The organism is Streptomyces sp. NPDC050560 (genome assembly GCF_044457285.1).
Taxonomy (GTDB): Bacteria; Actinomycetota; Actinomycetes; order Streptomycetales; family Streptomycetaceae; genus Streptomyces.
On record NZ_JBITGT010000004.1, the window covers coordinates 107,891 to 127,121 of the forward strand.

A 19,231-nucleotide genomic window follows, 5' to 3' on the forward strand; every position below is an offset into this window, starting at 1 on the left:
TGGCCGGCCGGGGAGGAGGCAGGGCGGCAGCGGCGGTCAGTCGGTGCGGGAGCCCTCAAGGCCGTAGCCCGCCAGGGCCCTGTCGACCAGGTCCGTGGCGCGGTCGAAGTCGTACATCTCGCTCATGCGGGTGCGCACAAGGAAGGGGGCGCCCGCGTAGAACATCTCGTACTGCTGGTGCCGGCTGGCGAACTCGGAGCCGACCATGTCCCACACCAGCTTCAACAGCTTGACGCGCTCCTCGCTCGGGAAGCCGGGCGACTGCACATACCGCTCCAGGTCGGCGCGCGCCTCCGGGTCGGCGTAGTCGGCGGCGGCGGAGGGCAGTTGGATGACGCCGCCGCCGCACAGGTCGCGTACGGTGTTGAGGAGCCTGGGGTAGAACTCCGACTGGAGGGTCATCACCGCGTACGCCTCCGCCCTGCCCGGCCAGGCGATGCCGTACTCGTCGACGGTGCAGTTCTGCTCCTGGGCGGCGACGAGCCCGGACACCATGGCGGCGTGGGCCGCGATCTCGCCGAGGGTGCCGCGGACGGGCGGGAAGCCGGCCGTGCCGTTCATCTCCGCGACCCGCATGGCCATGCCGGCGATCAGGTCGAGCTTGACGGAGAAGCGGGTCTGGGCCTGGTTGTTGCCGAGCAGATGGGCCGGGGTGCGGCTCCACTGGTCCCGGGCGATGTCCAGGTTGCGGAAGACGAAGACGTGCTCCCAGGGGACGAAGACGTCGTCGAGGACGATGAGGGCGTCGGTCTCGTCGAATCGGGAGGCGAGGGGGTAGTCGTAGAAGCTGGTGGCGGCCTCCGCGTAGCCGCGCCGGGAGTAGATCTTCAGGCCCTCGGCGCCGATCGGGATCGCCACGTTGACGGCCTGGTCCTCGTCGCCGGGGCGCAGCGGCACGATGCAGCTCAGTATCAGGTAGTCGGAGAGGGCGGCGCCGGTGCCGAGCATCTGCGCCCCGGCCAGGACGACGCCGTCCTCGCGCTCCTCCTTGACGCCCGCGTACAGGTGCGGGTCGGCCTGCTGGTGTGCGGGCTTGGAGCGGTCGATCTGCGGCGGCACGATGGCGTACGAGCAGTAGAGGTCGTTGTCGCGGACGTGCTCGTAGAAGCGCACCATGTTGTCCGCGTACCGCTGGCCGCCCTCGGCGAAGACGTCGGGGCGTGCCGCCCAGCCGGCGAGGAAGCCCGCGACGTGCTCGGGGCCTCGCCCCATCAGGCCGAAGGTGAGTTCGGCCTGCGCGCGCAGCGCGGTGCGGCGGGCGCGCAGGTCGTCCTCGCCGCGGGGGATGAGGAAGGACTTGTTCACCCGCTCGCTCGTGGTGGGGGACGGATACGTCATCACGTCGCCGTTGGCCGGGTCGTTCGCGTGGTCGTAGAGGCCGGCGATGGAGCGCACCGCGCCGCGGAAGGCGGGGTGGGTGGTGACGTCGTCGACGAACTCGCCGTTGATGAAGACTCGGCGGCCGTCGCGCAGCCCCTCGATGTATCCCTTGCCTGAGCGGGTCACGCGTACTCCTTCACGACGGACGGCGGACTTGTCCGGTCCGCGGCCTGCGGACGGGACGCGGGGGACGCGGCGCCGCCGAGTTCTCGGTAGGCGCCGCGGAAGTGGATCAGGGGGGCGCGGCCCGGGCGGTCGTCGCCGGCGATCCCGATGCTGCGGACGCGGGCGATCAGCACGGCGTGGGTGCCGGCCTCCACGTCCTTCTCGGTCTCGCAGTCGAGGAAGGCGAGAGCCTTCGCGAGGGCGGGCGCGTGCCACTCGGGGCGGTCGACAAGCCACTCGCCAGCCAGGGTCTTGTCCGAGCCGGGGCGTGCGCAGTGGTCCGAGATCTCGCGAGCCGCCGCGCCCAGGATGTTGACCCCGAACCTGCCGGTCTCCGCGATGCGTTCATAGGTGCGGTTGGCGCGGTTGACACAGATCAGGACGAGCAACGGGTCGGTGGAGACCGACGAGAACGCCGTGGCGGTCATCCCCTGCGGGCTGCCGTCGGCGTCGTTGAGCGTGATCACGTTGACACCGGCGGCGAAGGAGCCGAGGGCGGCCCGGAAGCCGTCGGCGTCCGTGGCGGCAGGTTGAAGACTCATGAAAACCTCCTCGTCCTCAGTGAACGGCAATGGAGTACTTAGGTCAAGTACTTGAGTAGATGAAATGTCGGTTTCCGATGGGCAGGAACGCCGAAGTGAGGTACTCCAGTACGGGAGAAAAGTGTTTGTTTCAAGTGTGTTACTTTTGTGCGCGATGCCGTAGAGGGCATCGACGGAGAGTGGGGTGCACCGATGAGCGACGGCATGCGCGCCTATCTGGAATGGGCCGACCTCGGCGAGGGGCGCCGGGTGCGCGAGTTCCAGCCGTATGTGCGCGGTGTCGCGGAGGCCCGCTACGTCATGCGCCGTGTGCTGCGCATCACCGAGGACCGCGCCAAGGAGCACGGCCTCGAACCCCTGAGCCACCAGGCCCTGCTCCAGATCTACGGGGCAGAGGGGGGCGTCACCGTCAGCCGCCTCGCCGGGCGCCTCGACATCGCCGCGGCCTTCGCCTCACGCCTGGTGCGGCGCCTGGAGGAGACCGGCCTCGTCACCCGCACCCCCTCGCGGACCGACCGGCGGGTCACCATCGTGACCGCCACGGGGGACGGCGTCGACAAGCTCTCCGACATCGACGACGACGTGCACCGCCACGCCGCCCTCCTCCACCACCAGCTCGGCGCGGACGAGCGGCGCATGGCCCTCTCGGTCTTCGCCTTCTACGTGGGCCTCGACCCCCGCGGCCCGGTCGCCGGTGCCATTCGCGCGCAGACCGACGGCTGAGCGCCGCCGCGACCCGCGGGAGGTCACTTCAGTCACACCGGCATCAGGCGGTCTTACGCTGTGCAGACGTCACGGGGACAATGGACCGGCCACGACGGTTCTGTACGTCGCTTTCGTGAGCCGCGGAGCGTGCGATGTCCGGGCGACGCCCTCAACGGGGAGGGGGACCGCTGGCGCCCCTGGGACGGGGGCGCCTCCGCACGCGATCCCGACTCACGGAAGGTACGGCCCACATGCGCGTCATCGAGCCGCTGTACGCGGAGATCCTCCGCCGCAACCAGGGGGAGAACGAGTTCCACCAGGCGGTACGGGAGGTGCTGGAGACCCTCGATCCGGTACTGGAGCAGCGACCCGAGTTCCTGGACGCCCGCATCATCGAGCGGATCTGTGAGCCCGAGCGCCAGCTCATCTTCCGGGTGCCGTGGTCCGACGACGCGGGCGACATCCATGTCAACCGCGGCTTCCGCGTCGAGTTCAGCAGCGTGCTGGGACCGTACAAGGGCGGCCTGCGCTTCCACCCCTCGGTGAACCTCGGCATAGTGAAGTTCCTCGGCTTCGAGCAGATCTTCAAGAACGCCCTCACCGGGATGCCGATCGGCGGCGGCAAGGGCGGTGCCGACTTCGACCCGAAGGGCCGCTCGGACGCCGAGATCATGCGGTTCTGCCAGTCGTTCATGACCGAGCTGCACCGCCACCTCGGCGAGTACACCGACGTCCCCGCGGGTGACGTGGGCGTCGGCGGCCGGGAGATCGGCTATCTGTTCGGCCAGTACAAGCGGATCACCAACCGCTACGAGTCCGGGGTCCTCACCGGCAAGGGCCTGGGCTGGGGCGGCGCCCAGGCGCGCACCGAGGCGACCGGGTACGGCTGTGTGCTCTTCACCGCCGAGATGCTCCACCGCAGGAGCGAGATGCTGGACGGGCAGCGGGTCGCGGTCTCCGGCTCCGGCAACGTCGCGATCTATGCGATCGAGAAGGCCCAGCAGCTCGGCGCGACCGTGGTGACCTGCTCCGACTCAGACGGCTACATCGTCGACGAGAAGGGGGTCGACGTCGCCCTGCTGAAGGAGATCAAGGAGGTCGGCAGGGGCCGGATCTCCGAGTACGCGGCGCGCCGCGGCCAGCACGTCACCTACGTCCCCGGCACCGGCCTGTGGGGCGTCCCCTGTGACGTGGCCCTGCCCTGCGCCACCCAGAACGAGCTGAACGAGGCCGACGCGCAGGCCCTGGTGCGGGGCGGTGTGAAGGCGGTCGCCGAGGGCGCCAACATGCCCACCACGCCCGAGGCGGTACGCGTCTTCCAGGAGGCGGGCGTCGCCTTCGCGCCCGGCAAGGCGGCCAACGCGGGCGGTGTGGCCACCAGCGCCCTGGAGATGCAGCAGAACGCCTCGCGCGACTCCTGGACGTTCGAGCACACCGAGGAGCGGCTGGCGGCGATCATGCGCCACATCCACGACTCCTGCTACACCACAGCGGAGCGCTACGGCAGCCCGGGCAACTACGTCGCCGGCGCCAACATCGCCGGCTTCGAGCTGGTCGCGGACGCGATGCTCTCGCAGGGGCTCATCTGACCCGGCCGACCGGCGCGGTGGGTGCCCGCCCGGGTACCCACCGCCGGGCGGTGGGGCGTTCACCGGCCGCGTGAGGCCAGGGTGATCAGGTCGCGCACCGGGCCCTGGGGCGGCTGGGTGCCGCCCGCCCAGACCGCCCGCAGCTCCCGTACCAGGTCCACACCGGTCACCGGGACCGCGTGCAGCCTGCCGAGGGCGATGTCGTCGGCCACCGCGAGCGAGGAGAGCGCGCCGGGCCCCGCGCCCGCGAGGATGGCGGACTTGACCGAGGCGGTGCCGGTGAGTTCGAGCACCGGGGCGGCCTGCGGGGTGCCGGGCACGGCGTCGAGCAGGGCCGCGGCCAGTGCCTCCCTGGTGCCCGAGCCCTCCTCGCGCATGACGAGCGGGGTCGCGGCCAGCCGCGCCGCGGTGACCGGGGACGTACGCCTGGCCCAGGGGTGGCCCGCGGCGACCACGACCAGCAGCTCGTCGCTGGCGACGGTGCGCGAGCGCAGCCCGAGGGGCGCCCTGGGGCCCTCCACGAAGCCGACGTCGGCGCTGCCGCCCGCCACCGCGTCGGCCACCGCGACGCTGTTGGCGGCGGTCAGCTCGACATTGGTCGCGGGGCGGCCGGTGAGGTGCTGCTGGTCGCGCAGGGCGACCATCCACCGCGGCAGCAGATGGCCCGCCACGGTGAGGCTCGCGGCCACCTTCAGATGGCCCGCGCGGTCGGTGCGCAGCGAGGTGATGCCCGCGTCCAGCTCCGCCGCCGCGTCCAGGACCCTGGTCGCCCACTGTTCGACCAGCCTGCCGCCCTGGGTGAGCCGGGAGCCGCGCGGGCCCCGGCTCAGCAGCGGGATGCCCACCCGCCCCTCCATCACCCGCACCCGCTGGGACAGCGCCTGCTGGGAGACGCCGAGTTCGGCGGCGGCCAGCCGCAGGCTGCCGGTGCGGGCGACGGCGGCCAGCATCTGGAGATCGGCGAGTTCGGGAACGTGCGTGCTCAGCATGGCGCTGTCCTCTGCCTCCACTCTCCGGCCGCCGCTGCCGACAGCCACACCCTGTGACAAGCTTTCCTTGTCACTCTCACAAGCAATTGCAGACTACTCCCGGCCACCCCGCGCGCCCAGGGTGGGAACCGTGAAAACGTTCCTGGCCAGGCAGGGGTGGGTGCCCGGCGTGGCGGCCGCCGGGGCCGCCACCGCCGTCGCCTACGCCGTCTCGCACATGGTGCCCGGCCTGAATCCGTCCACGGTCGCGGTGGTGCTCGGCGCCCTCGTCACCAATCTGCGGCTGCACCACCCGGTGCTGCGCCCCGGCACCCGGCTCGCCGGGAAGCGGCTGCTGCGGTGTGCCGTCGTACTGCTCGGGCTGCAACTGTCGCTGCCGGAGCTGGGGCACCTCGGGGGGCGGGGGCTCGCGCTCGTGGTGGTGACGGTGGCGGTCACCTTCGCCGGGACCCGGGTGCTCGCCCGGTGGCTCGGGGTGCCACCGGCGCGCGGGCTGCTCGTCGCCACCGGCTTCTCCATCTGCGGGGCGTCGGCGGTGGCGGCGATGGAGCCGGTGGCGGGCGGCGACGAGGAGGACACCGGGGTCGCGGTCGCCCTGGTGACGCTCTGCGGGACGCTGGCGATCCTCGCCCTGCCCCCGCTGCGCGGGCCCCTCGGGCTCGGCCCCGCCGACTTCGGCTCCTGGGCGGGCGCGAGCGTGCACGACGTGGGGCAGGCCGTCGCCACCGCGCAGCGCGTGCCCGGCTCCCTGACCACGGCCGTCGTGGTCAAGCTGACCCGGGTGGTACTGCTCGCGCCGCTGGTCGCGGCGGTGGGGCTGCACGCGCGCCGCCGCCAACGCGCCCTGGTGGCGGCGGGGGCCGCCGGGGCGGGTGCGGAGGCGGGGGCCGCCGACGTCAGGATGCCCCCGCCGGTGCCGCTGTTCGTGGCCGGGTTCCTCGCGGCCATCGCGGTGACCAGTACGGGGCTGCTGCCCGGGCGGCTGCTCGCGGACGCGAAGACCCTCCAGTCGGTGCTGCTGGTGGCCGCGCTGTTCGGCCTGGGCACCGGCATCCACGTCCCCGCGCTGCTGCGTACGGGACGCCGGTCCCTGGTGCTCGGCCTGCTCTCCTGGCTGCTGGTGGCGGCGGTCGCGTACGCGGGCGTACGGCTCGTGGCCGCGTGACCGACCGCCGCCCCGCCTTCCCGCCCGGCTCAGTCCCCCGGCGGGACCGTGCGGTAAAGACCCAGGTGGCTGAGGCGCGGGGTGGCGCGGGACTGCTGGACCCTGACGCGCACCCGCGCGGTGGTGACCGGTTCCGCGAGGGTGAGGATGCGGGAGTAGCCGATGGTGGTGGCGGTGGCCACCTCCCGCCAGGCACCCGCCGACCAGGCGTCCACCGCGCACCTCTCCACGTGCTGCCCGTGCCTGATGTCCTCGCCGAGCCAGATCTGGTCGAAGGTGACGGGGTGTCCTGTCCGCAGGTCGAGGGCGCCGGTGCGGGCGCCGCCGCCTGGGCTCCAGGCGGTGGTGAGGCGCCGCCCGGTGAGGGCGCGGGCGAGGCGGGCGGGTGCCGCGCCGGCCAGCAGGTTGTGCCGGTAGGCGGCGTCGACGGCGGCGCCGAAGCCGGTCAGTGCCGCCATGTCGGCAGCGGCGACCCTGCCGTCCGCGGCGGGCGGCACGTTGAGCAGCAGGACGGCGTTGCGGCCCACCGAGGTGCGGTAGAGCCCCGTCAACTCCTCGGCCGTCTTGGGCTGTTCCTCGCGGTGCCAGAACCATCCGGGGCGCAGTGACACGTCCGCCTCCGCGGGGAACCACTGCAACCAGCGCACCCCCTCGGCGGTCAGGGCGGCGTCCGAGCTGATGTCGGCGGCCTGCGGCCCGTCGGGCAGCAGGGTCTCCCCGTGGGCGGTGTCCGGCTGCGCGGTGGCCGGGGTGACGCTCCACTCCGTCTCCCGCGCCACCCCCTCCTCGTTGCCCACCCACCGGGTGCCCTGGGGCCCGGCGAAGGTCACGGTGTCCGGGGAGAGCGCGTGGATCAGCGCGAACCAGGCCGTGAAGTCGTAGGTCTCGGTGATCCCGCTCGACGACCAGGGGTTGGCGCCGTCGAGCCAGAGTTCGTCGATGGGGCCGTACTGGGTGAACAGCTCATAGAGCTGGTTGAGGTAGTACGCGTTGTAGTCGTCGGCACGTATCCGGAAGGACGGCAGCCGGCCGCTCGCCACCGCCTCGGCGCGGTCGTCGCCGGGCACCAGGGTGGGGATGGTGCGCACGGTGACGGCGCTGCCGCTGCCGTAGCGGCCGAGCCCGGCGGGCGCGCGGTCCCGGTCGTCGTACGTGGACTGCTCCTCGATGCTGAGCTGTTCGCCCGCGTCGTGCTTGGCGACGATGTCGTGCACCCAGGTCTCGTGCCATGCGTGCGGCAGTTCGGCGCCGTCGGCCGGGGAGAGGTAGACGCCGGTGCGCAGTCCCGCGCGGCGCGCGGCCCGCAGGTAGGTGCCGAGGATGTCGCCTTCCGGGTTGGTGTCGCCCACGTCCCTGATACGCCAGTGGGCGGCGCCGTCGTGGGCGCGGGCCGCCGCCGCCCCGGCCCTGGCGCGCGCCGCGGCGGCGTCGGGCGTGCCGCCTCGATACCACCAGGGGCTGGCGGCCACGGAGTGGTTGGTGTACCGGGTGGGGTAGAGCACGAAGCCGTCGTGGTGCTTGGCGGTGAGCATGGCCTGTTTCACCCCCGCCGCGCGGAAGGCGCGCATCCACTGGTCGACGTCGACCGCGGGCGGCGCGAACACCGCCTCGTCCTCGCAGCCCGAGCCCCACTCGCGGTCGGTGAAGGTGTTCATCCCGAAGTGGGTGAAGCCGGTGACCAGGCGCTCCTGCCAGGCCACCTGCGGCGCCCTCGGCACCACGGCCGCGGCCTTGGCGACGATCTCCTCGGGAGTGTCGGACGGGGTGACACGCACCAGCGGGCCGGAGCCGGGGCGCCCCGGCGCGGCACCGCCCGCGAGCGGGGTGGTGGCGGCGGTGGCCGTGGTGGGCAGGGCCGCGGCGGCCGCGGCGGCGCCGCCGGTCAGCAGGAGACCCCTGCGGCCGATCATGACGCGCCCTTCCCGGTACGGTCGGCGGGCTCAAGACGCCACACGTCCCGGCGGGCGACGTCGCGGGGGCGCTGTACGGCGCCGCCCGTGCCGGTGGCGGTCAGGGTCTGCTGGGTGCTGGCGTCCACGAGGCGGTGGCCGCCGGGCACCTGCTCCCACTGCCACTTCTGGGAGGCGGTGTCCGCGCAGGTCTCCGCGGTGGCGGCGGCCCCGGACTCCATGACGACGCCCATGTTGTTCCTGGCGCCGCGTGACACGTCCGCGCACAGGCCGCCGTCCCGGGTGGCAAGCCGGTAGTAGCCGTCGTCGGTGGGTTCGACGCGCCAGCCGTCGGCGCCGCGCCGGGTGACCTTGAGGGGGGTGCCGGGTTCCGTGCCCGGGGCGGGCGCCGTCAGCCATCCGCCGCCCTGGGCCCGCAGCCGGTAGTCGCCGCCGGGCACGGGCGCGCCGCCGGGCACGTCCCAGCCGGGGGCGTGGCCGAGGGTGTCGGCGAGGGCGGTGAAGCCGTCGTAGTCGGCGGTGGGGCGCGGTCCGCCCCAGACGCCCTGGGCGAAGGCGCGCAGCGAGTCGGACATGCCCCGCTCGGTCTGGTTCTCGGTCTCCTTGCCGTAGTTGTCGGGCCAGACGGTGTACATGGCGCCGGTCACACCGTCGGTGTGGCGGGTGACGGTGCCGTCCGAGAAGTCGGCGGGCGACCAGTCGGCGTCGTACAGCTTCCTGGCGTCGGGGGCGTAGCCGCCGCGCACGTAGTACCAGGCGTCGCTCGCGTTGAGCACGCGGTGGCCGTCGTCGAGGAGTTGCTGCGCGGTCACCGGCTCCGGCAGCCAGTGCTCCACCACGATGTCCTTGTGGAGCGGCACGGTGTTCTCGCCGGTGAGGCCGTCGTTCCAGATGCGCAGGGTGCGGCCCTTGGAGCGCACGTAGTCGTCGACCCGGTTGACGAAGTCGACGTAGGCGTCCTGCGGGGTGGCGTCCTTGCCGTACTTCTCGCGGGCGTAGGCGAGCAGTTCCGGGTAGTTCGAGTAGTCGGTGCGCAGCATGTACTCGTCGGCGCCCATGTGGAAGGAGCCTGCGGGGAACACCTTCAGGTCGTCGTCCACCAGGTGGGTGTAGAAGGCGAAGGCGGCGGGGTCGGTGATGTCGAGCCTGGTGGGGTCGGGGGTGCCCGCGGTGTCGGTGAGCTGGAGGCCCGGGTAGGGCGTGAGGTACGGGTCCATGTGTCCTGGCGAGTTGATCTCGGGGACGACCGTGATGTGGTAGCGGGCGGCGAGCGCGACGAGCTTCCTCACCTCGGCGGGGGTGTAGTAGGAGAAGGTGTTGATCTCCGGGTACCGCGCGCTCTTCACCTTCAGTTCGAGGTGGAGCGTGTTGAGTTTGAGGTACGCCATGTCCTTGATGAGACGGGTGAACCACGCCTCGGTGTTGTACGTGTAGCAGGCGCACACCCCCACCGCCCGCTCCCCCGCGGCCGGCACGTCCCGGGTGGCGCCCCGGGGCAACGCCGTGCTCCTGACGAGGAGTTGGAGCACCGTCCTGGTGCCGTGGAAGACTCCGTCGCCGGTGCGCCCCGTGACCGTCACCCGGTCGGCGACCCGCAGCGCGTAGCCCTCGGCGCCCAGGTCACGGCGGCCGGTGTCGGTGCGCAGCACGATGTCGCCCCGGTGCGCCGCGCCCCGTACGACGGGCAGCCGCAGGCCGTGTGCGGCGCGTATCTCCCCGGCGAGCTGCCGGGCGGTGCCGAGGTTCGCGGTGTCGGTGGCGATCCTGGTCCCGGCGCCGACACGGGTGGTCCCGGTGGCGGGTGTCCAGTTCACCGGGGCGGGGATGAGGGCGGGGGCGCCGGATGCGGACGCGGTGGGCGCGGGGGTGGCGGGTGCCGCGGCCGCGGTGCCGGCGAGCGCGGCGGTGGCGGTCAGCAGTGCGCCCGTGAGCAGCGCGGTGGCGGTGCGCACCCGTCTGCGGGTACGTGCGGGGGTGGCGTCGGGGGTCATGGGCAGCTCCCTGGTGGCGGGGGGTGGCGGTGGTCAGGCGCTGCGGCGGATGCGGCCCGCGTAGCGGTTCTCCAGCTCGTGGTTGTGCTCGTCGCCGCCCGGGATGTTGGCCGACAGGTAGACCGGCGGGGTGACGCCCGCCTCGATGAGGAGCCTGACCACCTCGGCGTTGAGCATCTGGGCCAGGTAGGCGGCGGTGATCGACGACACCGCGCACACCGATCCGCCGCCTTCGAGCGGCAGCAGCGAGTCCCCGAACGGTGCGCCGTTGTCGAGGACGACGTCGGCGAGGTCGACGAGCCGCTTGCCCGAGGGGTGGCGGGGTGTCACCTTCCGGGTGTGGTCGAGGGAGGTGAACGCGATGAGGGCGTGCCCGTGCTCCTTGACCAGGCTCGCCATCTCCACGATGCAGCCGTTGATGCCCGAGTTCGAGGCGATCACGAAGACGTCGGCGGGGTGCGGGGCGGCGAGTTCGTAGAGCCGGTGGGCGATGGCCGGGTCGCGCTCCAGCTTGGGGTCGGCCAGGGTCTCGTGCGGCGCGCCGCCGAGAAGCACGAGGTCCCGTACCGCGATCTTGTTCGTGGGCACGAGGCCGCCCGCGCGGCCGGCGATCTCGGTGGCCAGCGACTCCGAGTGCCCAGTGCCGAACGCCTGCACCACACCGTCGGCCCGCAGCGCGGCGGCCACCAGCTCCGCGGCCCTGCCGATCTCTGCGGTGTGACCGGTCACCACCCGGTCGACGATGTCCCTGGCCGCCGCGAGGAACTGCTGACTGTCCGGCACTCGAACCTCCAGATGGAGAATTATTCTTCTTTGCGGCACTGACTGTGCGCGCGGCGGCGGGGCGGCGTCAAGGGCCCGTACCCCTTGTTCATTTTCTCCGGGCCGCCTGCCACAGCGCCCCTTTCACACCCCTCCCCCGCGTCTGCGCGCCTGTCCCCCGGGAGTACGGGACGCGTTGAGGGTCTTGTCGTCGAGGCCCACGTAGAGAAAAATTCTTCACATGGTGCAGAGTGTCGGTATGCGTACCAGGACCAGTGGGGACAGCGGGGGGCCGGTGGCCGCGGCGGGAGCGGGCGGGGCGGCCGGGGGCGACGGGGGGATCGTCGACCGGGTCGGGGAGTTGCTGCCCGGGCTGCCGGAGGCGCAGCGCACCGTCGCGGAGTCGCTGCTCGCCGATCCCGGGGCGGCCGCCCGTATGACCATCGTGGACCTCGCGGACTCCTGCGGCGTCTCGACGGGGAGCGTCACACGGCTGTGCCGCACGCTCGGGCTGCCCGGCTACTCGGCGCTTCGGCTGGCGCTCGCCTCCGACACCGGGCGCTCGGTGGCGGAGACCTGGCAGGCCAACATGGGCCGTGGCATCTCGGAGCACGACGACATCCGGCGGGTGGCGGGTGCCATCTCCGCGGGGGTGCGCAGGGCGGTGGGCGAGACGTTGGGCGCGCTCGACCCTGCGGTGGTGGAGCGGGCGGCGGACGCGGTGGCGCGGGCCCGCAGGGTCGAGATCTGCGGGGCGGGCGGCAGCGGCAGCATGGGCGCGGAGTTCCAGCAGCGGGTCTACCGGATCGGGGTGCCCGCCTGGTCGTGGAGCGACGCCCAGGTCGCGCTGACCGGCGCGGCCCTGCTCGGCCCCGACGACGTCCTGGTCGCCCTGTCGCACAGCGGCCGTACCCGTGAGGTCACCGACCTCGCCGCCGAGGCCGCCTCGCGGGGCGCGACCACGGTCGCGGTGGTCGGCGACCTGGCGTCGCCGCTGGCCCGCCGCGTCGACCTCGTGCTGCCGACGACGGTGGCCGACGACGGTCCCGGACACACCACCATCCTCAGCAGGCATGCGCAGATGGCCGTGCTCGACCTGCTGTACATCGCCGTCGCGCAGCGCACCTACGACCAGAGCACCGAGGCGATGGCCGCGACCACCGAGGCCGTCAGGCCGTACAAGCAGCCCTGAGGACACCCACGCAGGGCCGAGGAACCCGCCACGCGGGACCGAAGTACCGGCGCTGACTCCCCCGTACACCCCAGGACAGGGAGCACATGACGACGACACCGCCCAGCGCGGGCGACACCGGCGGCGCGCTCGTCGTCGGTGTCGACGCCGGGGGCACCCGCACCCGCGCCGCGCTCGCCGCCGCCGGTGGCGGGCCGCTGCTCGGGCGCGGCGCCTCCGGTCCTGGCAACGCCCTGTCGGTGCCGCCCGACGTGCTCGCGGAGCATCTGGGGGCCGCCGTGGCCGGGGCCGTGCCGCCGCCGCTGCGGCCGCGGGTGAGCGCGGTGGCGGCCGGGCTCGCGGGGTGCTCCTCGCTGCCGGGGAACCCGGCGGCGGCCGTCGCCCTCGACGCGCTGCGCGGCGCGCTGGGGCGCCTCGGTGTCGCCGCGGGGCGGATCTCGGTGCACAGCGACACCGAGATCGCGTTCGCCTCCGGCCCGTCGGCGCCGCGTGACGGGCTCGTCCTCATCGCGGGCACGGGCGCGGTCGCGGCCCGTATCGCGGGGCGCCGGCAGGTGGCCACCGCGGACGGCAACGGCTGGTTGCTCGGCGACGGCGGCAGCGGCTTCTGGCTCGGCAGGCGTGCGGTGCGGGCCGTGCTCGCGACGCTGGACGGCCGCGGCGGGCCCACCGCGCTCGTGGCCGCCGTCTGCGAGTTCTACCTCGGGGAGGCCGTCTCCCGGCCGCCCACCGGGTATGTGGCCGCCCACACCCTCGCCGACCGGCTCGTACGGGCCGTGCACGAGCGTCCGGTGCTCGAACTGGCCGCGCTGGCACCGGCGGTGACCGCGGCGGCGGACCTGGGCGACGGTGTGGCGCTGCGGCTGCTGCGGGGTGCGGCGCGCCGTCTCGCGGCCACGGTGGGCATGCTCGGGCCCCGCCCGGGCGAGCCGCTGGTCACCACGGGCGCGCTGCTGGCCCCCGAGGGCCCGCTGCTCGACCGCCTCACGCGCCGCCTGCGACGCACGGGTGTCGTCCCGGCGCCGGTGCCCGACGGCCTCGCGGGCGCGGTCGCCCTCGCCCGCACGCCCGGCCCCGGCTCCGGCTCCGGCTCCGGCTCCGGCTCCGGCTCCGGCTCCGGGTAGCGCGACACGATGCCGCCGCACACCGGGGCCGCGCTTGCGCGGGGTCCGGTGTGCGGCGGCATCGGTGGGGTTGCGCCGGATCACGCCTTCCTGAAGACGTCCTTCACCAGGATCTTGCCGTCGCGCAGGGTGAAGAGGTCGATGCCGCGCTCGATGACGTCGCCGCCGATCTTGCGCAGCGACCACTCGACAATGGCCTGCTCGCCGTTGACCAGGAAGACGGGCTCCTCGAAGACGCCCTCAAGGCCCTGCTCGGTGACCTGCTTGGACAGGTCGTTCATCTTCTCGATGTGGTCGCGGATCGCCTGCTTCTCCAGGGCGGTGCCCGGGCCGTTCCCGTCGCTCTCCGGAAGGTTCCACACGCCGTCCTCCGCGAAGCAGGCGAACGCCCCGTCGAGGTCCTCCTTGGCGCCCAGTTCGAAGAAGCGGCTGATCACGTTGTCGGCCATGTGTCCTGACTCCCTTGTCCTTCGGGTGTGCTGTGTACGGTGCGTGGTGGTGGTCTGGTGGGGTGCGGGCCGCGCCGGGCGGGCCCGCACGGGGTGCGGGGTGTGCCCGCGGGTCAGCTCAGCCGGACCGGGAGGCGGTCCAGGGTGCGGAACTGGAGGCTGTCGCGCCAGCGCAGCGCCTCCTCGTCCACCGCGAGGTCCCACTTGGGGAACCGGTCGAGCAGTCTGCCCAGCGCTATCTCGCCCTCCATGCGGGCCAGCGGCGCGCCGAGGCAGTGGTGGATGCCGTGGCCGAAGGCGAGGTGGCTGTTGGCCTCGCGGCCAGTGTCGACGGCGCCTGGCTCGCCGAAGCGGGCGGCGTCGCGGTTGGCCGCGGCCAGGGAGATGAAGACGATGTCGTCCCTGGGGATCGTCAGCCCGTCGATCTCGACGGGTTCCAGGGTGAAGCGGACCGTGGCGAGGTTCAGCGGGCTCTCGTAGCGCAGGAACTCCTCGACCGCGGCGGGGATGGCGTCGGGGCCTGTGCGCAGCCGCTGCCGCTCCTCGGGGTCCCTGAGCAGCGCGTACACCGAGTTGCTGATCATGCTGGCGGTGGTCTCGTAGCCCGCGTTCATGACCAGGAAGATCGTGGACAGCAACTCGCCCTCGTCCAGGCGCTGTTCCTCGTCGTCGACGTCGAGCAGCGCGCTGACGAGGTCGTCGCCGGGTGTCTCACGCTTGCGGGCGATGAAGTCCCGCAGGTAGGCGCTTGAGGCCAGATGGGCCTGCATCTTGTCCTGCATGGTGGCGGTGGTGCTGGTCAGGGTGGCGTTCCAGGAGCGGAAGTCGTCGCGCTCGTCGGCGGGGATGCCGAGGAGTTCCCCGATGACGGTGATCGGCAGCGGCAGCGACAGCGCCGTCACCAGGTCGACGTCCTCGCCGGGCGGGATGCGGTCGAGCAGTTCGTCGGTGGCCTGCTCGATACGGGGCCGCAGCCGCTGCACGCGGCGCATCGTGAACGCCTTGCCCATGATGCGGCGCAGCCTGGTGTGGTCCGGCGGGTCGCTGAAGAGCATGCTCTTGAAGTTCGCGAGCTGCACGGGGTCGGCGCTGACCTTGTTCCGCTCGACGATGCGCGGCAGTTCAGTGGCGTTCTTGGACAGCCGGGGGTCGGCGAGCAGCGAGCGCGCCGCCTCGTACCGGGTCACCACCCAGGCGTGCAGCTCGGTGGTGAGGGTCTTCGCCACGACCCGGTGGGCGGGCGCCTCGGCCCGCATGTCGTCGTAGATCGTGTACGGGTCCTGGGTGAACTCGGGGCTCAGCAGGTCCACCACACTCGATGTTCCGCTCACACGCGTCCCTCCTGCTTCTTCCTGTGGGCGTCCTGGTCCGCCAGCCAGCGAAGGACCGGCTCGGCGGTCGACGCGGCGGACTCCTGGATCATGGACAGATGGTCGGCCCCCGCCACCTCGGCGGTGGTGTGCGGCAGCGGCCAGGCCGGGCGCAGCCGCGCCGCGACCGGCCCGGGGTCCCGGGTGCCGGTCGGTACCTGGCGGGCGGCGGTGAGCTGCAACGTGGGGGTACGTGCCGCGGCCGGGCGCCAGTCGCCGAAGAGTTTCACATAGCGGCCCATGGCGGTGAGTTGGGCGTCGTTGATGCCGCCGAACCGCTCCGGGTCGACGGCGTGGTCACCGCCGAGCAGCACCTGCTGGATGTCGGCGAGCCCTTCGCTGCCGGGGAGGTGGCAGTCCAGGAGCACCACACCGCGGGCGGGCGTGCCGGCGCGGGCCAGTTCCTCGGCGACGGCGTGGGCGACCCAGCCGCCGGAGGAGTAGCCGACGAGGACGGTGTCCCGGCCTCCGGCACAGTCGCGGACCGCGGCGGCCCGCTCCGCGACCAGTTCGCCGAGGGTGCCGGGCAGCGCCTCCCCCGTCTCGAAGCCGGGGTGCGGCAGCACCGACAGCGGGTACGTGTCGCGGAACGGGGCGGCGAAGCGCGCGAACTGGAAGGCGTTCGACGGCGCCACCACCGAGGGGAAGCAGACGAGTACGGGTGCGTCGGGCGCGTCGACGGCACGGCTGAAGACGACCGGCTCACCCGCGACGAGACCGCCCCCCTCGCTCCGCCCCGTCTCGACGTCCCGCAACTCGGCCGCCGCGCCCAGGAGTTCGAGCCCCGCCGCAAGCCGCCCGCGGGCACAGGCGGTACGGAACAGCTCCCGCAGGCCCACGTCACCGCCCCGCGTCCCGCCGTCGGCGCCGGTGGCCTCCGCACCGCCGGGCCCGGCGCCGTCCGCCCCAGACTCCTCGGCCTCGTCGCCGAGTTGCGCCAGGTATTTGGCGAGCTGCCGGGGCGCGGGGTGGCCGAAGAGGGCGTCGGGCGTCAGGGCGAGCCCGGTGGCCGCCTTGAGCCGTTCGCACAGCTCCACCACGGTCAGGGAGTCGAAGCCCAGCTCCGCGAAGAGGCCGTCAGGACGCACCTCCTCGTCGGGCGCGTAGTCGAGGATGGCCGCGACCTCCTCGCACACGGCCCCCAGCAGCTCGCCCTCCCACTCCCCGCGCGGCACGGCCGCGAGCCGCCGCCTCAGAGGGTGGACCGCCTCTTCCTCCGCCTCGTCGGAGCCGGACAGCACGGCCGCCCCGGGGGTCCCAGGGGCCAGTGACGGGTTGACGCCGTCGATCCAGTAGCGCTTGCGCTGGAAGGCGTAGGTGGGGAGGTCGACGGTACGCGCGCCAGAACCCTCGTACAGCGCCTCCCAGTTGACGGAAGCGCCTGTCGTCCACAGCGCACCGAGGGCCCGCACGGCGGTCTGGGACTCTTCGCGGTTACGACGCTGGAGCGGCACGCAGCCCTCGACCAGAGAGGAAAGCGCGGCATCAGGACCGACCTCAACAAAGCGCACCACACCCTGGGCGCGGGCAGCCTCCACATCGTCGTGGAAACGGACGGCCTCGCGGACGTGGCGCACCCAGTACTCGGGGTCGGAGACGTCCTTCACCAGAGGGAGACGGGGCTCGTTGAAGGTGACCTCCGACAAGACCTGACGGAAGTCGTCGAGCATCGGCTCCATCAGCGGCGAGTGGAAGGCGTGACTCACCGCAAGGCGCTTCACCTTCCGGCCCTCGGCCTCGAAGTGAGCAGCGATCGCCAGGACCGCGCCCTCCTCACCCGAGACCACCACCGCGTCCGGGCCGTTCACCGCCGCCACCGACACGGCATCCGACAACAGGCCGGACACCTCGGCCTCCGTCGCCTGAAGCGCCACCATGGCGCCACCCGTGGGAAGTTGACCCATGAGCCGACCACGGGCAGTGACCACCTTCACCGCGTCTTCGAGGGACCACACCCCCGCCACATGCGCCGCAGCCAGCTCACCAATCGAGTGCCCGACCATCACATCCGGGGTGACGCCCCACGACTCCAGCAGACGGAACAGCGCCACCTCACATGCAAAGATTGCGGGCTGCGCCCACTCCGTACCGCCAAGCCTCTCCACAGGCCCCTCGAACATCACCTCACGCAAGGGGCCGTCAAACGCGCCACACACCGCATCCAGCGCCTCAGCAAAGACGGGGTAAGCCGCGTACAACTCACACCCCATCCCCACCCGCTGCGACCCCTGACCCGAGAACACAAACCCCGTACCGCCAACGGCCACGGAGCCGGTCACGGGGCGGCCGTCGTCCACGATGACGGCCCGATGCTCGAATGCCGACCGTGTCACCGCCAGTGACCAGCCCACGTCCACCGCGTCGAGGTCGGCCGCCGCCTCGCGCACCCGGGCCAACTGCGCGTCCAGTGCGGGCGCCGACCGTCCCGACACCACCCACGGCACCACCGGAACCCCCACGCGAGAAGCAGCGGTTTGTCCGTCCTCCGCGGGGGCCTCCTCCACGATCACATGGGCATTCGTCCCGCTCGCCCCGAACGCCGACACACCCGCCCGACGTATCCGGCCCTCCACACGCGGCCACTCCCGCGTCTCACCCAACAGCTCCACCGCACCCGCACCCCAGTCCACCTGCGGCGTCGGCACCTCCGCATGCAACGTCCGCGGCAGTGACTCCTGTTGGAGGGCCAGCACCATCTTGATGACGCCCGCGACTCCGGCGGCGGCCTGGGCGTGGCCGATGTTGGACTTCAACGAGCCGAGCAGCACCGGTCGTTCGGCGGCGCGGCCCTGGCCGTACGTGGCCAGTACCGCCTGGGCCTCGATCGGGTCGCCGAGCGTCGTGCCCGTGCCGTGCGCCTCGACCACGTCCACGTCCGCGGCGGACAGGCCCGCGCTCGTCAACGCGGCGCGTATGACGCGCTGTTGGGAGGGGCCGTTGGGCGCAGTGAGCCCGTTGCTCGCACCGTCCTGGTTGACCGCGCTCCCCCGCACCACCGCGAGCACCCGGTGTCCGTTGTGGCGGGCGTCGGAAAGCCGTTCCACCACGAGGACGCCGACGCCGTCGGAGAACCCGGTGCCGTCGGCGTCCGCGGAGAAGGCGCGGCAGCGCCCGTCCGGGGAGAGACCGCGCTGGCGGCTGAAGACCTGGAGCATGCCGGGCGTGGCCATCACGGTGGCACCGCCCGCCAGAGCCAGAGAGCACTCCCCCGCGCGCAGCGCCTGGGCGGCCAGGTGCAGTGCCACAAGCGACGACGAGCAGGCCGTGTCGACCGTCACCGCCGGGCCTTCGAGTCCGAGGGTGTAGGAGATGCGTCCCGAGACGACGCTGCCGACGTTGGCGGTGAGGAAGTAGCCCTCCATGCCCTCCGGGCTGCTCTTCAGGAGTTCGCCGTAGTCCTGCATGCTGTTGCCGAGGAAGACCCCGGTGCGGCTGCCGCGGAGCTTCTGCGGGTCGAGGCCGGTGCGTTCCAGCGCCTCCCAGGAGGTTTCGAGGAGCAGCCGCTGCTGGGGGTCCATGGCCTGGGCCTCGCGGGGCGAGATACCGAAGAAGCGGGGGTCGAAGTCGGCGGCGCCGGTGAGGAAGCCGCCCTCGCGTGCGTAGACGGTGCCCCAGCGGTCGGGGTCGGGGTGGTACAGGTTCTCCAGGTCCCAGCCGCGGTCGGTGGGGAACGCGGCGATGGCGTCGGTGCCGTCGGCCAGCAGCCGCCACAGCGCCTCCGGGGTGTCGGCGGCGCCCGGGTAACGGCAGGCCATGCCGACGATGGCGACGGGTTCCGCGGTGCGTGACTCCAGTTCGCGGACGCGCTTGCGGGCCTGGACGAGGTCGGCGGTGACCCACTTCAGGTAGTCGCGGAGTTTGCCCTCGGTGTCCGCGGGCTCGGCGCCCGTGGGCTCGC

The 19,231-nt window shown here is 72.9% G+C and carries 13 protein-coding genes and 1 pseudogene; 5 read left to right on the top strand and 9 right to left on the bottom strand.

What is annotated here, in order from left to right; translation table 11 throughout:
- Positions 1-36: 36 nt before the first annotated feature.
- Together ACIBIW_RS10525 and ACIBIW_RS10530 are read right to left on the bottom strand one after the other, a co-directional pair.
- Positions 37-1,506, bottom strand: a complete 1,470-nt coding sequence (locus ACIBIW_RS10525) for a 4-hydroxyphenylacetate 3-hydroxylase family protein (RefSeq protein ID WP_399334206.1) — start codon at positions 1,504-1,506, stop codon at positions 37-39.
- The gene (locus ACIBIW_RS10530) at positions 1,503-2,087 is read right to left on the bottom strand and encodes a flavin reductase family protein (RefSeq protein WP_399334208.1); all 585 of its coding nucleotides are present in this window, start codon (positions 2,085-2,087) and stop codon (positions 1,503-1,505) included. Before ACIBIW_RS10530 ends, ACIBIW_RS10525 begins: the two co-directional genes overlap by 4 nt.
- A 192-nt stretch (positions 2,088-2,279) precedes the next feature.
- Here ACIBIW_RS10530 and ACIBIW_RS10535 point away from each other — a divergent pair, with 192 nt between their 5' ends.
- Both ACIBIW_RS10535 and gdhA read left to right on the top strand, forming a co-directional pair.
- A complete protein-coding gene (locus ACIBIW_RS10535) occupies positions 2,280-2,810 on the top strand; it encodes a MarR family winged helix-turn-helix transcriptional regulator (RefSeq protein WP_399334210.1) in 531 nt (176 codons plus the stop codon).
- 233 nt (positions 2,811-3,043) lie between these two features.
- Complete coding sequence (gdhA, locus tag ACIBIW_RS10540) at positions 3,044-4,381, top strand: NADP-specific glutamate dehydrogenase (protein ID WP_399334212.1); 1,338 nt, start codon at positions 3,044-3,046, stop codon at positions 4,379-4,381.
- 59 nt (positions 4,382-4,440) lie between these two features.
- Here gdhA and ACIBIW_RS10545 read toward each other — a convergent pair whose 3' ends face one another.
- Positions 4,441-5,370 carry a LysR family transcriptional regulator gene (locus tag ACIBIW_RS10545; protein WP_399334214.1) on the bottom strand — a complete coding sequence of 310 codons (930 nt, stop codon included), beginning with the start codon at positions 5,368-5,370 and terminating at the stop codon, positions 4,441-4,443.
- A 130-nt stretch (positions 5,371-5,500) separates the two neighbouring features.
- On the opposite strand from ACIBIW_RS10545, the gene ACIBIW_RS10550 reads away from it, so the two are divergent.
- Complete coding sequence (locus ACIBIW_RS10550; protein WP_399334215.1) at positions 5,501-6,535, top strand: YeiH family protein; 1,035 nt, start codon at positions 5,501-5,503, stop codon at positions 6,533-6,535.
- A 29-nt stretch (positions 6,536-6,564) separates the two neighbouring features.
- Here the strand turns inward: ACIBIW_RS10550 and ACIBIW_RS10555 are convergent, their stop codons facing one another.
- From ACIBIW_RS10555 to ACIBIW_RS10565, 3 genes are read right to left on the bottom strand one after another with little or no spacing between them, the layout of a single operon-like run.
- Complete coding sequence (locus tag ACIBIW_RS10555) at positions 6,565-8,445, bottom strand: alpha-L-fucosidase (protein ID WP_399334217.1); 1,881 nt, start codon at positions 8,443-8,445, stop codon at positions 6,565-6,567.
- Positions 8,442-10,436 carry a family 20 glycosylhydrolase gene (locus tag ACIBIW_RS10560; protein WP_399334219.1) on the bottom strand — a complete coding sequence of 665 codons (1,995 nt, stop codon included), beginning with the start codon at positions 10,434-10,436 and terminating at the stop codon, positions 8,442-8,444. The genes ACIBIW_RS10555 and ACIBIW_RS10560 overlap by 4 nt, the downstream gene beginning before the upstream one ends.
- A 33-nt stretch (positions 10,437-10,469) precedes the next feature.
- On the bottom strand, positions 10,470-11,231 hold the full coding sequence (locus ACIBIW_RS10565; RefSeq protein ID WP_399334848.1) for a sugar isomerase domain-containing protein: 762 nt from the start codon (positions 11,229-11,231) through the stop codon (positions 10,470-10,472).
- A 208-nt stretch (positions 11,232-11,439) separates the two neighbouring features.
- Between ACIBIW_RS10565 and ACIBIW_RS10570 the strand changes: the two genes are divergently transcribed.
- Both ACIBIW_RS10570 and ACIBIW_RS10575 read left to right on the top strand, forming a co-directional pair.
- Positions 11,440-12,390: a MurR/RpiR family transcriptional regulator gene (locus ACIBIW_RS10570; RefSeq protein ID WP_399334221.1), complete on the top strand. Its 951-nt coding sequence runs from the start codon at positions 11,440-11,442 to the stop codon at positions 12,388-12,390.
- An 86-nt stretch (positions 12,391-12,476) separates the two neighbouring features.
- Positions 12,477-13,514 (top strand): N-acetylglucosamine kinase, encoded by a 1,038-nt coding sequence (locus ACIBIW_RS10575; RefSeq protein WP_399334223.1) that lies wholly within the window; start codon positions 12,477-12,479, stop codon positions 13,512-13,514.
- An 80-nt stretch (positions 13,515-13,594) separates the two neighbouring features.
- Here ACIBIW_RS10575 and ACIBIW_RS10580 read toward each other — a convergent pair whose 3' ends face one another.
- From ACIBIW_RS10580 to ACIBIW_RS10590, 3 genes and pseudogenes are all read right to left on the bottom strand, one after another.
- Positions 13,595-13,963: a nuclear transport factor 2 family protein gene (locus ACIBIW_RS10580; RefSeq protein ID WP_399334225.1), complete on the bottom strand. Its 369-nt coding sequence runs from the start codon at positions 13,961-13,963 to the stop codon at positions 13,595-13,597.
- Positions 13,964-14,076: 113 nt separating this feature from the next.
- Positions 14,077-15,294, bottom strand: coding sequence for a cytochrome P450 (locus tag ACIBIW_RS10585; protein WP_399334227.1), 1,218 nt, complete (start codon positions 15,292-15,294; stop codon positions 14,077-14,079).
- Positions 15,291-19,208, bottom strand: a pseudogene (locus tag ACIBIW_RS10590) (type I polyketide synthase); the annotation flags it as partial. The pseudogene ACIBIW_RS10590 and the gene ACIBIW_RS10585, both read right to left, overlap by 4 nt.
- Positions 19,209-19,231 lie beyond the last annotated feature (23 nt).

What these genes read in the sequence shown, in the direction of transcription:
- ACIBIW_RS10530 (WP_399334208.1), bottom strand. Translation starts at nt 2,087, where the DNA reads ATGAGTCTTCAACCTGCCGCCACGGACGCCGACGGCTTCCGGGCCGCC.
- ACIBIW_RS10535 (WP_399334210.1), top strand. Translation starts at nt 2,280, where the DNA reads ATGAGCGACGGCATGCGCGCCTATCTGGAATGGGCCGACCTCGGCGAG.
- gdhA (WP_399334212.1), top strand. Translation starts at nt 3,044, where the DNA reads ATGCGCGTCATCGAGCCGCTGTACGCGGAGATCCTCCGCCGCAACCAG.
- ACIBIW_RS10545 (WP_399334214.1), bottom strand. Translation starts at nt 5,370, where the DNA reads ATGCTGAGCACGCACGTTCCCGAACTCGCCGATCTCCAGATGCTGGCC.
- ACIBIW_RS10555 (WP_399334217.1), bottom strand. Translation starts at nt 8,445, where the DNA reads ATGATCGGCCGCAGGGGTCTCCTGCTGACCGGCGGCGCCGCCGCGGCC.
- ACIBIW_RS10560 (WP_399334219.1), bottom strand. Translation starts at nt 10,436, where the DNA reads ATGACCCCCGACGCCACCCCCGCACGTACCCGCAGACGGGTGCGCACC.
- ACIBIW_RS10570 (WP_399334221.1), top strand. Translation starts at nt 11,440, where the DNA reads ATGGTGCAGAGTGTCGGTATGCGTACCAGGACCAGTGGGGACAGCGGG.
- ACIBIW_RS10575 (WP_399334223.1), top strand. Translation starts at nt 12,477, where the DNA reads ATGACGACGACACCGCCCAGCGCGGGCGACACCGGCGGCGCGCTCGTC.
- ACIBIW_RS10580 (WP_399334225.1), bottom strand. Translation starts at nt 13,963, where the DNA reads ATGGCCGACAACGTGATCAGCCGCTTCTTCGAACTGGGCGCCAAGGAG.